At 40.0% G+C, this 16,197-nt stretch carries 16 protein-coding genes, 1 other RNA gene and 1 other annotated feature; of the genes, 1 reads left to right on the top strand and 16 read right to left on the bottom strand.

Annotated features, from left to right (window positions below; all coding sequences use genetic code 11):
* Positions 1 to 60 precede the first annotated feature (60 nt).
* The 16 genes from EV203_RS01060 to hisS all read right to left on the bottom strand — a co-directional run bounded on the left by EV203_RS01060 (position 61) and on the right by hisS (position 15,363).
* The gene (locus EV203_RS01060) at positions 61 to 1,086 is read right to left on the bottom strand and encodes an AI-2E family transporter (RefSeq protein ID WP_132038912.1); all 1,026 of its coding nucleotides are present in this window, start codon (positions 1,084 to 1,086) and stop codon (positions 61 to 63) included.
* Positions 1,077 to 1,241, bottom strand: coding sequence for a hypothetical protein (locus tag EV203_RS13355; RefSeq protein WP_162828797.1), 165 nt, complete (start codon positions 1,239 to 1,241; stop codon positions 1,077 to 1,079). Before EV203_RS13355 ends, EV203_RS01060 begins: the two co-directional genes overlap by 10 nt.
* Positions 1,242 to 1,324: 83 nt before the next feature.
* A complete protein-coding gene (mnmA, locus tag EV203_RS01055; protein WP_132038952.1) occupies positions 1,325 to 2,419 on the bottom strand; it encodes a tRNA 2-thiouridine(34) synthase MnmA in 1,095 nt (364 codons plus the stop codon).
* 29 nt (positions 2,420 to 2,448) lie between these two features.
* On the bottom strand, positions 2,449 to 2,898 hold the full coding sequence (locus EV203_RS01050; protein WP_011025566.1) for an RrF2 family transcriptional regulator: 450 nt from the start codon (positions 2,896 to 2,898) through the stop codon (positions 2,449 to 2,451).
* Positions 2,899 to 2,988: 90 nt separating this feature from the next.
* Positions 2,989 to 4,053, bottom strand: a complete 1,065-nt coding sequence (gene orr, locus EV203_RS01045) for an ornithine racemase Orr (RefSeq protein ID WP_132038911.1) — start codon at positions 4,051 to 4,053, stop codon at positions 2,989 to 2,991.
* Positions 4,054 to 4,069: 16 nt separating this feature from the next.
* Entirely contained in the window at positions 4,070 to 5,413 is a 1,344-nt protein-coding gene (locus tag EV203_RS01040) for a GlmL-related ornithine degradation protein (protein WP_132038910.1), read from the bottom strand.
* Complete coding sequence (oraE, locus tag EV203_RS01035; protein WP_132038909.1) at positions 5,397 to 7,601, bottom strand: D-ornithine 4,5-aminomutase subunit OraE; 2,205 nt, start codon at positions 7,599 to 7,601, stop codon at positions 5,397 to 5,399. Before oraE ends, EV203_RS01040 begins: the two co-directional genes overlap by 17 nt.
* Positions 7,582 to 7,965: an ornithine aminomutase subunit alpha gene (locus tag EV203_RS01030; RefSeq protein ID WP_011025563.1), complete on the bottom strand. Its 384-nt coding sequence runs from the start codon at positions 7,963 to 7,965 to the stop codon at positions 7,582 to 7,584. The genes oraE and EV203_RS01030 overlap by 20 nt, the downstream gene beginning before the upstream one ends.
* Entirely contained in the window at positions 7,962 to 9,371 is a 1,410-nt protein-coding gene (gene ortB, locus EV203_RS01025; protein WP_041587151.1) for a 2-amino-4-oxopentanoate thiolase subunit OrtB, read from the bottom strand. The genes EV203_RS01030 and ortB overlap by 4 nt, the downstream gene beginning before the upstream one ends.
* Positions 9,358 to 9,669, bottom strand: coding sequence for a 2-amino-4-oxopentanoate thiolase subunit OrtA (gene ortA, locus EV203_RS01020; RefSeq protein ID WP_011025561.1), 312 nt, complete (start codon positions 9,667 to 9,669; stop codon positions 9,358 to 9,360). The genes ortB and ortA overlap by 14 nt, the downstream gene beginning before the upstream one ends.
* Position 9,670: 1 nt before the next feature.
* Positions 9,671 to 10,711, bottom strand: a complete 1,041-nt coding sequence (gene ord / locus EV203_RS01015) for a 2,4-diaminopentanoate dehydrogenase (protein WP_132038908.1) — start codon at positions 10,709 to 10,711, stop codon at positions 9,671 to 9,673.
* A 237-nt stretch (positions 10,712 to 10,948) separates the two neighbouring features.
* Positions 10,949 to 11,620 carry a thioredoxin gene (gene trxA / locus EV203_RS14405; protein WP_132038907.1) on the bottom strand — a complete coding sequence of 224 codons (672 nt, stop codon included), beginning with the start codon at positions 11,618 to 11,620 and terminating at the stop codon, positions 10,949 to 10,951.
* A gap of 86 nt (positions 11,621 to 11,706) precedes the next feature.
* Complete coding sequence (locus tag EV203_RS01005; RefSeq protein WP_132038906.1) at positions 11,707 to 11,973, bottom strand: metal-sensitive transcriptional regulator; 267 nt, start codon at positions 11,971 to 11,973, stop codon at positions 11,707 to 11,709.
* Between the two features lie 94 nt (positions 11,974 to 12,067).
* Positions 12,068 to 12,250, bottom strand: a non-coding RNA gene (gene ssrS / locus EV203_RS01000) — 6S RNA.
* A gap of 66 nt (positions 12,251 to 12,316) precedes the next feature.
* Positions 12,317 to 14,095, bottom strand: a complete 1,779-nt coding sequence (aspS, locus tag EV203_RS00995; RefSeq protein WP_132038905.1) for an aspartate--tRNA ligase — start codon at positions 14,093 to 14,095, stop codon at positions 12,317 to 12,319.
* Between the two features lie 14 nt (positions 14,096 to 14,109).
* Positions 14,110 to 15,363, bottom strand: a complete 1,254-nt coding sequence (gene hisS, locus EV203_RS00990) for a histidine--tRNA ligase (protein WP_132038904.1) — start codon at positions 15,361 to 15,363, stop codon at positions 14,110 to 14,112.
* Between the two features lie 52 nt (positions 15,364 to 15,415).
* Positions 15,416 to 15,616, bottom strand: a binding site (T-box leader).
* Positions 15,617 to 15,738: 122 nt separating this feature from the next.
* Between hisS and EV203_RS00985 the strand changes: the two genes are divergently transcribed.
* Positions 15,739 to 16,179, top strand: a complete 441-nt coding sequence (locus EV203_RS00985; protein ID WP_011025531.1) for a MarR family winged helix-turn-helix transcriptional regulator — start codon at positions 15,739 to 15,741, stop codon at positions 16,177 to 16,179.
* Positions 16,180 to 16,197: the final 18 nt, after the last annotated feature.

The following is a 16,197-nucleotide window of genomic DNA, read 5'->3' as shown; positions in this document are numbered from 1 at the left end:
GTACCCCGTTGTTTTTGAGTATATTATACAAGATTGAAAAAAACAAGTCAATAATGGCATTTATTTGTCTAAAAAAATTTCTGTAAAAACCTCCTTTAAAATTGCCGCAACAGGCACAGAGAATAAAAGCCCCCATACTCCAAAAAGTTCTTCTCCTAAAATAAGCACAAAAATTACTGTAACAGGGTGTAGTCCAACACTATCTCCCATCACTTTAGGAGTCACAAACACATTTTCAACCTGCTGTATTAGAAGGCAGATGGCAAAAGCCCACAAGCCTTTAAAAATTGAATCCATAAGCCCAATCGCAACCGCTGGAAGGATAGAAAGAATTGGCCCAATATACGGAATTATATTTAAAATACCTGCTATCACTCCCAACAAAAAAGCATATCTTACTTTTACGAGAGCCAACCCTAAACCTGTAAGCGTTCCTACAAAAATAGACAAATAAACTTGCGCTCTCAAGTATTTGCTCAATATCCTGTCCACTTTAAAAAGCAGTAAAAAAATTTTTTCTCGGTATTTTAATGGAATCAAACACTCAACCTGCGTCAAAAAAATGTCTTTATCTTTCAAAAAATAGAAGGTAAGAATTGGAATAATTACAATGTCTACAAATCCTTTTAGCATTCCAACTGCAGATTTAAAAAATGTATCAACAGAAGAAGCAACTCCTGCAGTTAGCGCATTTAAATTTTTTTCTACAGCATTTTCAATATTAGGTGGAAGATTAGAAAGGTAATTAAATTTAAAATGATTTAAAAGCGAATTTAATTCTCGCAAATATTCTGGAACCACTTTCACAAAAGAAGCTAGTTCTCCTATTAAAATAGGAAAAACGTAGTAAGAAAAAATCAAAATTGCTGCTGCCACTATGAAAAACACTGTCAGTATAGAAAAAGTTAGTGTAAAACCTTTTGAAGTAAAGTATCTTACAAATGGATTCAAAAGATACGCCATAAGTATAGAAACAAAAAAAGGGGAAAGTATGCTTTTGATACTCACCCAGTTTTTTATGAAAATATAAAAAATCCCTAATACAATCAAAAACCATATAATGTAAACCTTGTTTTTCATCTCAATTTTATCTGTTTAACTACCCTCCACACTTTTGAAAAATTTTTCTCAAACATGTCCTTGTAACGCCTGTACTTTTTAAGGTCCATCTTTGGAATTACATAAGCTGCAGCTATAACTCCTGCCAAAAATCCTTTTAAATACTTATCTCTGTTGCTCATCCAATCCCTCCTTCTACCTTTCAAAGACTTTTGCTTATTATAGTGTTCCTCTCTATAAATAAAAAAATGCACCCCAAGGGTGCTCATCTTACTTTTTTCTCAATTATTCCTCCTCCTACTACTACATCGCCATCATAAAATACCACAGATTGTCCAGGAGTTATCGCTCTTTGTGGTCTTAGAAATCTTACTAATACTTTATCATCGCCATACGGCTTTATTATCGCCTCATCTTCTTTGGCAGTATACCGTATTTTAGCGGTAACTTTTATCTCTTCTTCCAGTTTTTCTATTGAAATGAAATTATTGTTTGAAGATATCAGCTCTTCACCCCAGACATCTTCCTGATGTCCGACGATGACTACATTGTTTTCTGGATCTATGTCCACAACATACAAAGGCCTGTCGGAAGATAAACCTAAGCCCTTTCTCTGCCCAATTGTATAGTTTATTATTCCTTTGTGATACCCTAAGAAATTACCGTGGATGTCTCTAAATTCTCCTGGCTTTACATCTTTTTTAATCTGTCTTTTTATAAAAGCCTTATAATCATTGTCTGGAATAAAACAGATTTCCTGGCTCTCTCTTTTGTCAGCAACAGGAAGTCCTATTTTTTCAGCTAAAGCCCTCACTTCTTCTTTAGTATAGTTACCTAGGGGAAAAAGTGCGTGTTTTAACTGTTCTTGAGTCAAGCGATAGAGCATGTAGCTCTGGTCTTTTTTAGAGTCTAAGCCTTTTTTTAATAAATACCTTTTTCTGTCCTCATCGTATTCTTTCCTCACATAATGTCCTGTAGCTATATAATAAGCTCCCAATTCGTGGGCTTTTTCTAGAAGGTCTCCAAATTTTATGAGCCTGTTACAAAAAACACAAGGGTTCGGTGTTCGCCCTTTTAAATATTCTTCAATGAAATATTTTACAATTTTATTATAAAAAGGTTCGCTCAAGTTCACAGTATAATGGGGAATCCCTAAAATCTTAGCAACTTCCTTTGCATCGTGTATTGCCTTCAAGGAACAGCAGCTTTTGTCATCGTCTTGAGCTTTGCTGTAAGGGTCTACCCAAACTCTCATTGTCACTCCTATAACTTCAAATCCCTGCTCTTTTAAAAGGTATGCAGTGACTGAACTATCTACTCCTCCGCTCATTCCAACTACAACTCTGTTGTTTACCTCCATGTAATATAAAAATCCTCCTTTTAGCGACATTAAATGTAGTACATAAAAGCGCTTTTTTGATTAAGCCTTCTGTAGTCTTCCACCATGTCTTGCAAAGTGATAGAATCTATAACTTTATTTATGCTGTCTCTTATTCTCTCCATAACGAGCTTTGTAGGACAGCCTCCTGCTCTGCTGCATTCAAAAGGAGTGTCTTCCACTACACAATCTGCAGGGGCAAGAGAACCTTCTAGAGTCCTTATCACATCGCCTACAGTTATTTTATCCGGCGGAGCTGCCAGCATATACCCTCCTTGAGCACCTCTTACGCTTTTTACAAGGTCTGCTTTTCTCAAAATTGCCATAAGTTGTTCCAGATAATGTTCAGAAAGCCCTTCATTTTCTGCAATAGTCTTTAAAGAGATAGGTCCTTCCCCGTAATATAGGGCCAATTCAAACATAGCTTGAATCCCATATCGTCCCTTTGTAGAAAGCTTCATAGTTCCTCACCCCTGAATTCCTACTATATCACCCGGATTTCAATAAAAAGCATACCATGTAACAAAGTTATTGTCAACATAAAAAGAGGCTTACGCCTCTTCAATAACTTTTTCTACATATTCTGAAGTAGAGCAAGAAAGAATTCCTCCATATCTTAGCTTAAACTTCACTACATCCCCAACTTTGTAAGGATAATCGCAATTGGTCACATTCACAATCAGATGGTCACTGCTTGAGCCAATTAACTCTATACAGCTTTCTACAGGAATCAAATCGTTAATATTGACATCCTGCCTGCCAATTCCCAATATGGCTCTTTTCATTGTACCTCTATCTACATAAACTTGCCTTTCACCAAAGGCATCCATGCCTAAAATTCCCCTTGGATAAGAGGGTTTTTCTTTAAGCTCTACTATCTGAGCCTCCAATGTGAACACATCATCATAAGTGTGGGGAATCCTATCCCCAAAAGCGGTTTCCCTACCTAAAACGATTGCCTCTCCTATTCTCAGCTGATTAATGCCACGAGGAATAAGTCCGTTCTGAACAAGATACAAGCTACTCGAATTACCCCCCGAAACTATGTCTAATTTTTGACCGAATTTTTTCTCAATGGCCTCCTTTACTTCGATAAGTTCTTCCAGTATATCAGGGGTAGGAATAACAGAACCGTAGCAGGTCAAATTAGTTCCAACACCTCTTAACCTCACTCCTTTGAGTTCTAGTATCTCTTCAGCAACTGAAAGGGCATCTTCTTTTAACACTCCCTCTCTTAAATCCCCTAAATCTATCATGAGTATTATATCGTGAACCTTGCCTTGCCTTATAGCCTCTTCTGATAAATTTCTGATTGTGCTTATCTCTGAATTTAAACTTATATCAGCGTATTTTACAACCTCTTCTACTTCGCTTTCCATTGGAATCCGAAGAAGCATTTTAGGCACAGGTATGTGCTGCAATTTTTTTAAATTCTTTATCCTGGAATCTCCTAACATGTCTACTCCGGCTTTCACAAGTTCCTCAGCTACTTTGGGAATAGCACAAAAAACTTTTGTGACCCCCAATACTTTTATATTTCTTTTTCTACACAGTTCAACAATAATATGGGCGTTGTGGCGAAGCTTTTCTAAATTTATTCTCAATAAAGGATACATCTATCTTCCCTCACTTTTAAATTCCAAGGCTATTTTTCAGCAGTCTCAAAGCCTCTTCAGGGTATTTTTTAGATAAAACTCCGCAGGCCGCCATGATATAATCTCTGTCAATTAAAACTTTTGCTGAAGAAGAAGGATAGAGCTCCTTCCCAGGAGCTTTGTCATTTATGTTTTTGAGCAATTCCTCTGAACCTTTAATTCTTGTGAACACTCCTCCAGTTCCTATAATCCACTTTACTGCTGTCAAATCTCTTCCCTCAACGTAAAAGCTCTTTCCAGTGGGTCCAAAATAGCTGACCATTTTGCCAGCATGGCGCTTTACTGCTATTTCTACAGCTTTAGCTGCAAGAAAGAGAACAAATTCCCTCTCTTCATCTGTTGTTGGAACTGGCTTTATGTTTTTTATAAGTTCTTCAGCATTGGCAAATTTTTTATATATCTCCTCTCCCCAGAGTTCAAAAAGATTTCTGGAATTTACAAATACCCCTAAATCCCCTTCTACAGTCCTTTTGGCCAATGGCTCCGGATTTACTGTCATCTTTTGTATCTCTTCACTTCCTTCTGTAACAGAGTGGACATCTGTAGTGGCTCCTCCTATGTCTAATGCCATAAGATCTCCTATTTCATTGTAAAGCAGTATGCAGGCTTCCATCACTGCTCCAGGAGTCGGAATGATATTACCTGTGACCAATTCTTTTACCCTGCTCATCCCCGGAGCCGTGATGATGTGCTTTTCAAACACCTGTTGAATCATTTTTCTCGTGGGTTCAACATTCAGTTTATCAATAGAAGGATATACATTGTCTACAATGTACACTTCTTGACCTGCTTCTTTGAAGATGTAAGCTATTTCTTCCCTGTTCTCTATGTTTCCAGCGTATATCACAGGCACGTTCAGTTTCAGTTCTGCTAACTTTTCGCCATTATAAAGGGCTGTCTCTCTGTCTCCGTAATCCACTCCACCTGCCAAAAGTATTATATTAGGTTTTATCTCTTTTATTTTTTCCAAATCGGTTCTTCTCAATTTTCCTGCAGTGATAAGCTTTATATTGGCACCTGCCCCCAAAGCCGCTTCTTTTGCTGCTCTTACAGTCATGTCATAGACAAGACCGTGGACAGTCATTTTAAGCCCGCCTGCAGCGCTACTACAGGCGAGCATTTCTTTGTACTCAAAATCCCCTATTTTACCTTTCAAATCTTCAATGGCAGCCTTGAGCCCAACATTTACATCTCCTTCTAGCACAGTAGTAGGTGCCATGCCCTGCCCTAGAAAGATCGGTGTGCCCTCTAAGTTAAAAGCATTTACAGTTGTAGTTGTACTTCCAATCTCAGCTACCAGAACATCAACTGTCCTTTTCATTTTCCATTTCCCTTCTCCTTTTAACTAAAAAGCTTGCTACCTGATTTCCTTTTGTGCCCCTGCCAAATCCGGCATCAAATCCTACGCTTTTAGCCAAATCATTTGTAATCTGCGTTCCCCCCCCTACCAGTATCACTCTGTCTCTTATGCCCTTTTCTACACACAGGTCGTGTACTTTTTTCATGTTTTTGATGTGCACATCGTCGTGCGTTATTATGGTGCTCACCAAAATGGCATCAGCGTTTTCTTCTATTGCCGCATCTACAAGCTTTTCTACAGGAACTGACGTACCCAGGTATACCACTTTTATGCCGTATTTCTCAATTCCCCCGTGCTTTATATCCAGGATTTCCCTTAAACCGACAGAGTGTTCGTCATTTCCTACGGTTGCCGCTACAACCTTCATTGGCTTTCTCTTTATGTCTTCTTCTATTTCCTCATCTGATAGTATCTTCTCTTCAGGCGGAATTACTAACTCATTTTTATCAATGGCAAACTGAACACGACCCCTTATTTCCACATATGTTCCCTCTGCAGGGTGCATTGGAAGCTTACTTAAAACTGCTATATCAGTAAGCCCTAATTTTTCAGCGTACTTAATAGCAGCATATTCTGCAGTCCTCTCATCCACAGGCAAAAAGAGGTTCATGCTTATTACGCCATCTCCAGCCCATTCAACTTCAGGTTTTATCTTGTCTCCTTTTCTATATTCAAACGTCTCTTTTAACCTATTGTGCACATTGTCAGTTTCGTCCAGTTCGTCTATATACTGAATCTTCTCTCTCTTGCACAAAGTGCACCCATCTATTAAATCACAGGGCTTGTTAAGGCCTTCCGGCAGGTTGTTGTACCCAAAATGAGAGCATACAGGGGCCATGTAGTCCTTATCTCTCTTATACACTGTGCCAGCTCCAATTCCTCCGTTTATAGTCCTTACAATGCCATCACCGTTTCTCTCAGGATAATAGCCAGAATCTACAAAAAATCCTGCTTCCACTGCTTTAAAATATCCACCAACTTCTAGTATTTCTTCCATGAAAAGTATTGCCCTCATCTTGAGCTCTCTTACTTTTTTCCCCAATTCTCCGTCAAAATTGAGTTTTACCATTTCCGTAAGGCCGTCCATTCCAATCAATGCCTGTTTTGCTGTGTTTATAGCGTTTATATTGTTGTAATGCCACGGAACGTTTCTTCCCTCATCGGGAGTAATTGTACTTTGGATGTCAGCAGATGTCAAGCGGGATATTAAAAGGTTTAAAACATGTGTAACTGTCGCCTCTCTTGTATCGTGTTCAATGTATTTGGTATTCATCTGCGCCCTTATCTTGTAATTTTTGAAAAGCTGCCTCAAGGCTACCGCGTAAGGAAGGTCAAGCCTTATACAGGGTGCTGGCGGAGCATCTGGCGGCACAGTAGATAAGGCTATGTTCTCAGGCTTCATTCCCACTTTCAGAGAATACATGGTATTTATAGCGTGCTGCACCAAAAGTTCTGGCATTACTTTCCATCCATATTTTGCAGTCGCATTTGCGTTGTGAGCTCCGTCAATTTGGAGCATGTCAGCATCTGCCATAATCTTTTTGGCAACTGCCGCATCCACAAAAGAGCGAACCATATTTACATTTCTATACAAAACGTTATACTGTGGGTCCTGATGAGCGCCGTTTACTCCCTCTTCCGCAAACATTACAGCTATTTCAGGCCCTGCAATTCCACTGACATATGAATGAAAATTTATAGGTCTTCCTACTTCATCCTCAATCAAATCAAGAGCTTTTCTCGTCGCTCTAACTTGTTTGCGGGTGATTGGGACTCCTCCCACTCCCTCAGGAGTTCCTTCTATCAATCCGTCAAAATGGCTCTGCCCCAAAGTCCTTATCACCATTATGTGGTCTGCACCGTGCCATGCCGCCATTCTCATTCGCCTTATGTCGTCTTCAAATCTTCCTGAAGCAATTTCAGTGGTGATCACGCAGTCTGGTTGCGGGTCAATATTTCCAAAATACTTTGCAGCAGGCAGTGGAATGCTATTTTTCAATGGCTCAGAGACCTGGTAATACTCAAAATCTCCAATTTTGCGCCTTCCTACCCCTTCCCTCCAGTGCCATCCTCTTCTTCTAGGAACATATTTGTCAAGGTCTTTTAAAATCTCTTCTATGTCAATCTTTTTATCTTTCTCCAGCTTCATTCTCTCTCGCCTCCCTCGCAATCTCATCCAACACATCTAGATACTGGCCATTTGCAAGGCCTCTTCCTGCTGTGAGATAGTCTGTTTTTGCTCTTTCTGCCACCTTGAGCACTATATGCCCTGCTCCCTTTGAAAGAAGCCCTCTTTCCTCAATTCTATTGACAATTTCCTTAGCTTCAATGCTGGAAAATCCCATTCTCAGAAGCACAGACCTTTCAATGGAAGGAGAAGTGTGATAATAAGCCAGCTCTATCAAAGGATCCACAATTTTTTCCGCCAACTCCCAAAAGTAGGCATCTAATTCTTCATCTGTCATGTGTTGCAAGTGCTTACTTCTCACTTCAAAATCGTCTTCCCTTCTCATACTAACCCTCCATTCTTTAATTCTTCAATTGTCCTTCTCACAAAATCTTCACTGGACTTGGTATCCTCAGCCAAAAATTTTATGTCTTCTTCATTTGGCATTCCAAAGTGCTGGATGCAGTTTCTAATGTAAGATTTCTTCAAATTATCAAGTTTCACTTCTCTCGCTTTGACCATTGAAGGATGTTCAGGAAGAATTATGTTTTTACCCGGAACTTCCTCATCAGGATTTCCTACAAGCACCTGAACTCCATTTTGCTTAGCAAAAGTCAGCTGAGCAGTTGGGTTTTTACCTGCCCCAGTGTATTCTGTCTCCTGAACAACTATTATCTGGTCATTTTCCATCTGCTGTGCCAAGCTAAAAGCTGCAGCTAACGAGGTATTGCCAGCAGGTCCCCTCTCTAATCCTTCTAACTGAGCAAGAAGCTCTGTCATGTAAAATACTTCTCCCTGCTTTACAAGGTAATACCCGTCCATGTATCTCAAAGGCCTTGCAGCATTTCTCGGTACATCCGCCCTATCCGGCCATGTCGCAAAAGGTATGCCAAAACCGGTATGGCCTGTTGTAAAGGATTTTCTGTTAAAATCAGTGTCTGAAGCCATGTGTAGCCCTGTCAAATCAACGCTCACTCCGTACACCTTCGTATCTAAAGCCCCTGCCTTTATAAGGCCTCTTGCAGTACCTGTCAAATTCCCTCCCCCTGCGTGAGTCACAACCACTACATCAGGGAATTTGCCCGTCCTCTCTTTTACCTGATTTGCTATCTCATACCCTAATGTTTCAATACCCGCAATCCCAAAAGGCGTGTAAAGAGAAGCATTAAAGTATCCCGTCTCCTCTAAAAGCATCAAGTTTACATAAAATAATTCTGGTCCAACAGTTAGCTGTACAACCTCTGCACCAAAGGTCTCGCATTTTCTCCCTTTTTCTAGGATTTCCGGCTGACCTATACCTCTGCTGTCATATGCCTCTTGTACCACAATGCACTTTAGCCCTTTCATTGCCGCTTGAGAGGCAACTGCCGCACCGTAATTTCCGCTTGTAGCTGCTATGACTCCTTTGTAACCGTGCTTTTTCGCATGATACACAGAAACGCTAGCTCTTCTTTCTTTAAAGCTTCCTGAAGGATTGCAGGCTTCATCTTTAATAAATATTCTGGCGGCTTTGCCGGTTGGAGACACTTTTCTTGCAAGCTCCGTTAAATTTTTCAATTCTATTAAAGGAGTATTGCCCACATTGGCTTCTCTTTGTATCTTAATTATCTCTTCTAAGCTGTAACCTGTCTCTCTCATCATTCTCTCATAGTCAAAAGCAATACTGCCTGATTCAAATCTTTCATAGTCTATTCCTAGAGATTTTTTCATAATCTCATTTTTCCTTGCCATTATCTCCTTATACCTGCTCATTGCCTTCACCGCCGTACAATATTTCTCTTGCCTTCATGCCAGCCTTTATAAGCTCCGGAACTGGACTCCCAAAGTCGTGGATGTGCCGGGGATTTTCTTCTACCAAAATTCCCTCTACTATTCTTCCTGTAAATGTTTTGATCTTCGCTTTTTGGCCAATTTCAGCATCTTCCATAAGTATGCCCTTCACCCACATGGTAAGAGGCGTCTTTTTAGTATCTTCCGGGATATTTTCAGCCCTCTCGTGAGGTTCAAGGACAATCTGTTTGATTTTGACCCAGTCTCCCTTTTTGGCCATATCACTTCCTCCTTATCATATCCCTTGCATCCCCCATAATAGCTCTGGGCACAGGCAAATCAAGCATAGTAACAAGCCCTGGTTCTGCATTTATCACATGGGGTATCATGTTGACGCAAATAGCTATGGTTCCAATCCCGCCAGGGATCTCAGGCTTTATAGATAGCTTTATATTAGGCGTGCCTTTGATCTCAATGTAATCTCCTGTGTCTACCCCTTCCTTTTCAGGCTGTATCTGCTGAGGGTGCTCCAAAATTATTTTTACCTCACCATCCACTTTGCCGTAACCTATCTGGCGACACCCGGCAACGTATCCAGGTTCTACTTTTGCATAAGGAGTTTCCCTGTGAGTTTTAGAAATTATTGGCTCTCTCACTTGCTCAATTCCTGATAATTTCCATCCTATGGCTTTGCTAATCATTGTAATCGATTCAGGAAAACCTATGTGCCCCGCAACCGTGCCCTTTTTTACGCCCTCCTCAAACTCCTCTGGCGTAAGGCCAACCCCTTGTTCTTCCATCACAGCCTTTCCAAAAGGTGATAAATCGTTTATTCTGGAGGCCTTAATTGACTCAACTTCCATACAAACTCCTGTTAAAGCTGTAATGAGATAATCCAGCACAAACCCCGGGTTTATACCAGTGCCGAGCACTGTCACACCGTTTTCTTTTGCAAGCCTGTCAATTTCATCTGCCAGGTCAGGATGCTGAGCCCAAGGGTATGCCATCTCTTCAGCAGTAGTTATGACATTCATCCCGTTCTCCACTGCTTTTTTTATGAGGGGGAAAACCTTTTCTACATATGAAGAAGTTGCAATTACGGCTATATCAGCACTTCCTTTTCTTATAACTTCATCGGGATTTGAAGTGACATATACCGGTTTAGAATTCGTGCCTAAAAGCTCATTTAAATCTTTCCCGATTTTGTTAGGGTCAGTGTCAATAGCACCTACAATTTCCATTCCTTTTTTGGAAAGAATCATCTTTGCAATGCCGCTTCCCATTGCCCCAAGGCCCCACACGACTACTTTTATGTTTTCCATTTTATCACCTCAATAAAAATTTTTCTTCTAATCTTATTGTATACATTTACTTTGCCTAAATAAAAGCCTTTCTAACAATCAAAAAACGGAGAAAACCAAAAAAAATTTCGGTTTTTCTCCGTTTTACTAGAGTATGCCTTATTATGTTTCGATTTTCTAAATTTTTTGGAAAATTAAGCAATTCCTTTCATATTTATTCACACAGCAAAATTAAAAATCCTGCCCGAGGCAGGATTTTTAATTGTTTAGGTGTTTTTCTATAAACCTTACAAAATCAGCTTTTGGCCTTGCTCCTATTATCTTATCAACCATCTTGCCTTTCTTAAATAGTCCGATAGTAGGAATGCTCATTATCCTGAATTTCATCGCTAATTCCTGTTCTTCATCCACATTAACTTTTCCTACTTTCAATCTGCCCTTGTATTCATGAGCCAGCTCTTCTACAATAGGAGCGACTAACCTACAGGGCGCACACCATTCTGCCCAGAAATCTATCAAAACTGGTACGTCTGAATTCACAACTTCTTCTTCCCAGTTGTCGTATGTAATTTCTACTTCTAGTGATTCTTCTTTCTGGAATGTATCCTCATTCAAATACTTTTCTATAAATTTCACAAAGTCGGCTTTTGGCCTTGCACCTATTAGCTTTCCTACCATTTTACCGTTTTTGAAAAGCCCAATTGTAGGTATGCTCATTATTCTGAACTTCATTGCAAGTTCATCTTCTTCGTCTACATTGACTTTGCCCACTTTGATTTTGCCTTCATACTCCTTTGCTAGTTCCTCAATAATAGGAGCAACCAACCTGCAGGGCATGCACCATTCTGCCCAAAAGTCAATTAAAACTGGCACATCTGAGTTTACAACTTCTTCTTCCCAGTTTTCACTTGTTATAACCACTTCTGCCATAAAACCACTCCTATACTTTTATTTCATTTTTATTTTTGTACAAAGCAATTGCTTTATGCATTTTAAAAGCAAAATGCTTTTTAAAACTACCTCATGAACTTTATAAAAGTCTCCACTAAATCGTCCACCATCTCCTCCTGCTTTTCAGCGCACATGGCTCCTTTTATACAGTTACTAGTATAGCTTTTTAGCAGGATTTTAGCTACGCTGTTTATAGCAGAACGAACAGCAGCCACCTGTATTAAGACGTCAATGCAGTAAGCATCATTCTCTATCATCTTCTGTATGCCTTTTACCTGACCCTCTATCTTCTTCAGCCGCCTTAAAAGGTCTTCTCTACTTTCTTCGTACATACTATACCTCCCAACCCCAGTGGGGTATCCAAAGAATAGTATAAAATTTTTTCATAGATATGTCAATAGCTTTTCGTTATTTTTTTAATTAACAAAAAACCCCATAGTGCCGTGCCTACCGGTAGGTTTTGAACCCGTCCTCACAAAGTGGGTGCCCTCTTGGCAGCTTCATGTTTCCGCGACGAGGCGGCCTACAATCCACTGCCAAAGCCCAGGCTCCCTTATTTTTGGTGTTGGCTCAACCTTTCACCGGGTCACACGAACACCACAGGGTTTTTTCGCTTTATTCCTTTGCCTATATAAATAATATCATAAAACCCTCTATTTTTCAACTGGTAAACGTTTATAGGTCTATCTTGATGTGAAGTTCCTTAAGCTGCTTTTCAGACACTTCCGATGGTGCATCTGACATCAGGCACACAGCGTTTTGAGTTTTGGGAAATGCAATCACATCCCTTATGGTGTCGCTTCCTGTCATTATCATTGCAAGCCTGTCAAGCCCATACGCTATTCCACCGTGAGGAGGAGCACCGTATTTGAAAGCCTCCATTAAAAATCCAAATTTTTTCCATGCTTCCTCTTCGCTAAATCCCAGCACTTTAAACATCCTCTTCTGCAATTCAGTATCATGTATTCTTATGCTTCCACCGCCTATTTCTGTGCCGTTTAATACTATATCGTAGGCTTTCGCTCTAACTTTTAGAGGCTCTTTTTCTAAAAGGTCTATATCTTCATCTTTAGGTGATGTAAATGGATGGTGCTTTGCAACATACCTCTTTTCTTCTTCGTCATACTCTAAAAGCGGAAAATCCACTACCCATACAAACTCGTATTTGCTTTCGTCAATAAGATTAAATCTTTTTGCCATTTCAACTCTCAAATGCCCTAAAGTGTCAAAAACCACTTCATCTTTATCCGCCACTATGAGAAGTAAATCTCCCACTTCTGCTTCAAGTCTTTCCAAAATTTTATTCAATTCTCCTTCAGTCAAAAATTTAGTAGCAGGTGACTTCACTTCCCCTTCCAAAACTTGCATCCACAAGAGGCCTTTTGCCCCAAAGTTTTTAGCGAATTCTACTAGTTCATCCAGCTGCTTTCTTGTCATTGAAGCAGCTCCTTTTACATTTATACCCCTTATTGAACCGCCATTTTTCAAAGCATTTTTAAACACATTAAACTCTGACTCTCTTAGTATGTCGGACAAATCTTTAAGTTCCATTCCAAACCTCAAGTCAGGTTTGTCAGTACCAAATCTCTCCATTGCTTCCTGATAAGTCAACCTTCTAAAAGGAATATCAAGGTCTATATCCAAAACCTTTTTAAATACATGCTTTATCATTTTCTCATTTATATCGAGGACATCTTCCACCTCTACAAAGGACATTTCAATATCTATCTGCGTAAACTCTGGCTGCCTGTCAGCTCTCAAATCTTCATCTCTTAAGCACCTGGCGATCTGATAATACCTGTCAAATCCTGCAATCATCAAAAGCTGCTTGAATATTTGCGGAGACTGAGGCAGTGCGTAAAACTTGCCAGGATAAATTCTGCTTGGCACAAGGTAGTCTCTTGCGCCTTCAGGAGTGCTCTTTATCAGCATGGGAGTTTCTATTTCAATAAAGCCATTGTCATTGAGAAACTCCCTCACGGCTTGCGTAAGCTTAAAGCGAGTGATTAAATTCTTCTGCATTGAAGGTCTTCTCAAGTCCAGGTACCTGTATTTGAGCCTTACCGCTTCCGATACATTGCTCCTATCCTCTATTGGAAAAGGAGGTGTTTCAGACTTGCTCAAAATCTTCAAATTTTTGGCGTAAATTTCTATTTCTCCTGTGAGTATTTTGGGATTTACATTCTCAGGAAGTCTTTTTACTACTTCCCCTTCCACTGCCAATACATATTCACTTCTCACGCTTTGCACCTTTTCAAAAGCCTCTTTAGAAACCTGTTCACTGAATACTATCTGCACAATTCCTGTTCTGTCCCTCAAATCTATAAAAACTAATCCTCCGTGGTCTCTCCTGCTGTTGACCCATCCCATCACTACGACAGACTTTCCCACATCTTTAACCCCGAGCTCTCCGCACATATGGGTTCTTTTAAGACCGCCAAGTTGTTCTCCCATTAAACTCCCTCCATTCAATTTTTTATCGCTTTTTCTATTTCATCAATTAAAATTTCTGTCTCTTCTCCTGTAGCCATATTCTTCAATTTCACTTTTTTGCTCTCGAGTTCTTCTTCACCTATCACCACAGCAAATTTGGCATTTAATTTATTGGCATATTTCATTTGCGCCTTTAAACTTCTTTCCATATGGTCTATCTCTACCTTTAAACCGTTAAACCTGAGTTTATTCGCAAGGGTAAAAGTAAAAAGCTTCGCTTCATCGCCAATGTAAGCTATAAAAAGGTCTGGTCCCTCTGGCTTAGTAATTTCAATGCCATTCTGCTCCAAAGTCAGAAGAAGCCTCTCTATTCCCATACCAAAGCCTACCCCAGGCATTGAAGGTCCGCCAATCTCCTCTATCAAGCCGTCATACCTTCCTCCTCCGCATACTGTACCCTGTGCTCCTATATCCTTTGAAATTATCTCAAAAGCTGTTTTTGTGTAATAGTCAAGCCCTCTCACTATTCTGGGATCGACTATGTAATTATATCCCATAGCATCCAGATACTTCTTTAGCTCTTCAAAATGGTTTCTGCAGTCATCACAAAGATAATCCGTAATAAGAGGTGCCTCCCCTGTAACCCTTCTGCAACTTTCCACTTTGCAGTCAAGCACTCTTAAAGGATTGACTTCGTATCTCACCTTACAATCGTCACAGAGCTCATCCAGGTGTTCTTTCAAAAACTCCTTCAACACCTTGTTGTAATTCTTCCTGCAAACAGGACACCCCACGCTATTTATTCTAAGTTCCAGGTTATTAAGGCCTAACTTTTTTAAAAGAGTCATGGCAATGCTTATGACTTCTGCATCAGCAGAAGCGCTTTTTGCCCCGAAAATCTCCACCCCAAACTGATGGTGCTCTCTTAACCTTCCTGCTTGAGGCTTTTCATACCTGTACACAGGGGTTATGTAGTAAAGCTTTGTAGGCTGCGTCTCTGCGTAAAGTCCATGCTCTATAAAAGCTCTAACTGCAGGAGAAGTTCCTTCTGCTTTTAGAGTAATGCTCCTTCCAGACCTATCATTAAAAGTGTACATCTCTTTTCTCACAATGTCAGTAGACTCCCCAACCCCTCTTAAGAAAAGTTCTGTATGCTCAAATCCAGGGGTGCGTATTTCTTTGTACCCGTAAAATTCGCATATTTCCCTCATCAGATTCTCCACATACTGCCATTTATAGGATTCTGAGGGCAAAACGTCCTTAGTACCTCTTGGAGCTTTTGTAAGCATCTCACCAACTCCTTTTTATCTTCTTACATTTAAAAACCCCTCGTCTGCAGAACGCAGGGACGAGAGGTTAATCCCGTGGTGCCACCCTGATTGGTACTCATTCCCTTAACGCAGGTTCACGGATCTGGCCTACATTGTCGGCCAGTCAGCTCCCAGGTGTCCTTCGCAATAGCATGAGTATAAAGATACTCTCAGTCGCGGTATCTTCTCCCTGTATACCTGCTATTGCTACTCTCCTGTTCATCGCATTTTCCTTATTTTATTTGATATTATACCCCATCCTATAAATTGCTGTCAATGGTAAATTCCATCTTGACAAAACAATTTCGATGAACTAATATTTTGATGTACGAAATATTTTTGAGGTGAAAGTTTATGAGCAAGGAAGAAAATAGCAAACTATTGTATGACTTGTTACGAACTATACGCCAGAAACTCAACAACCAATTAAGGGCAAATAACCTTTCTGAACTTCAGGAAAATTTAACTTTAGGCGAACAGCAAGTGATAATGGTGCTAAGCGAAAATAAACATACTCCGATGTACATGAAAGATGTAGCCTCTGAACTCGGAATATCCCCAAGCACCCTGACAACAATAGTCGATAAACTAGTAGAAAAGGGATTGGTGAAAAGGGATTTGGACATCGATGATAGGCGCAAGGTCCAAATTTCTCTCACAGAAAAGGGAGAAAATATACACGAACATTTAGTAGAATTTAGAAAAAAAGTGCTGATGCCAATATTTGGTAAACTTTCGCCTGAAGAGATAGAGGCCTTAAAAAGCATCCTCCAAAAGATTAAAGAAGGATTATAAAAATCAAAGGTGGTGTCT

This window comes from Caldanaerobacter subterraneus (genome assembly GCF_004345675.1).
GTDB classification, from domain to species: domain Bacteria; phylum Bacillota; class Thermoanaerobacteria; order Thermoanaerobacterales; family Thermoanaerobacteraceae; genus Thermoanaerobacter; species Thermoanaerobacter subterraneus.
Note: the sequence above shows the minus strand (reverse complement) of the source record. Positions and strands in the feature narration are given on the sequence as shown.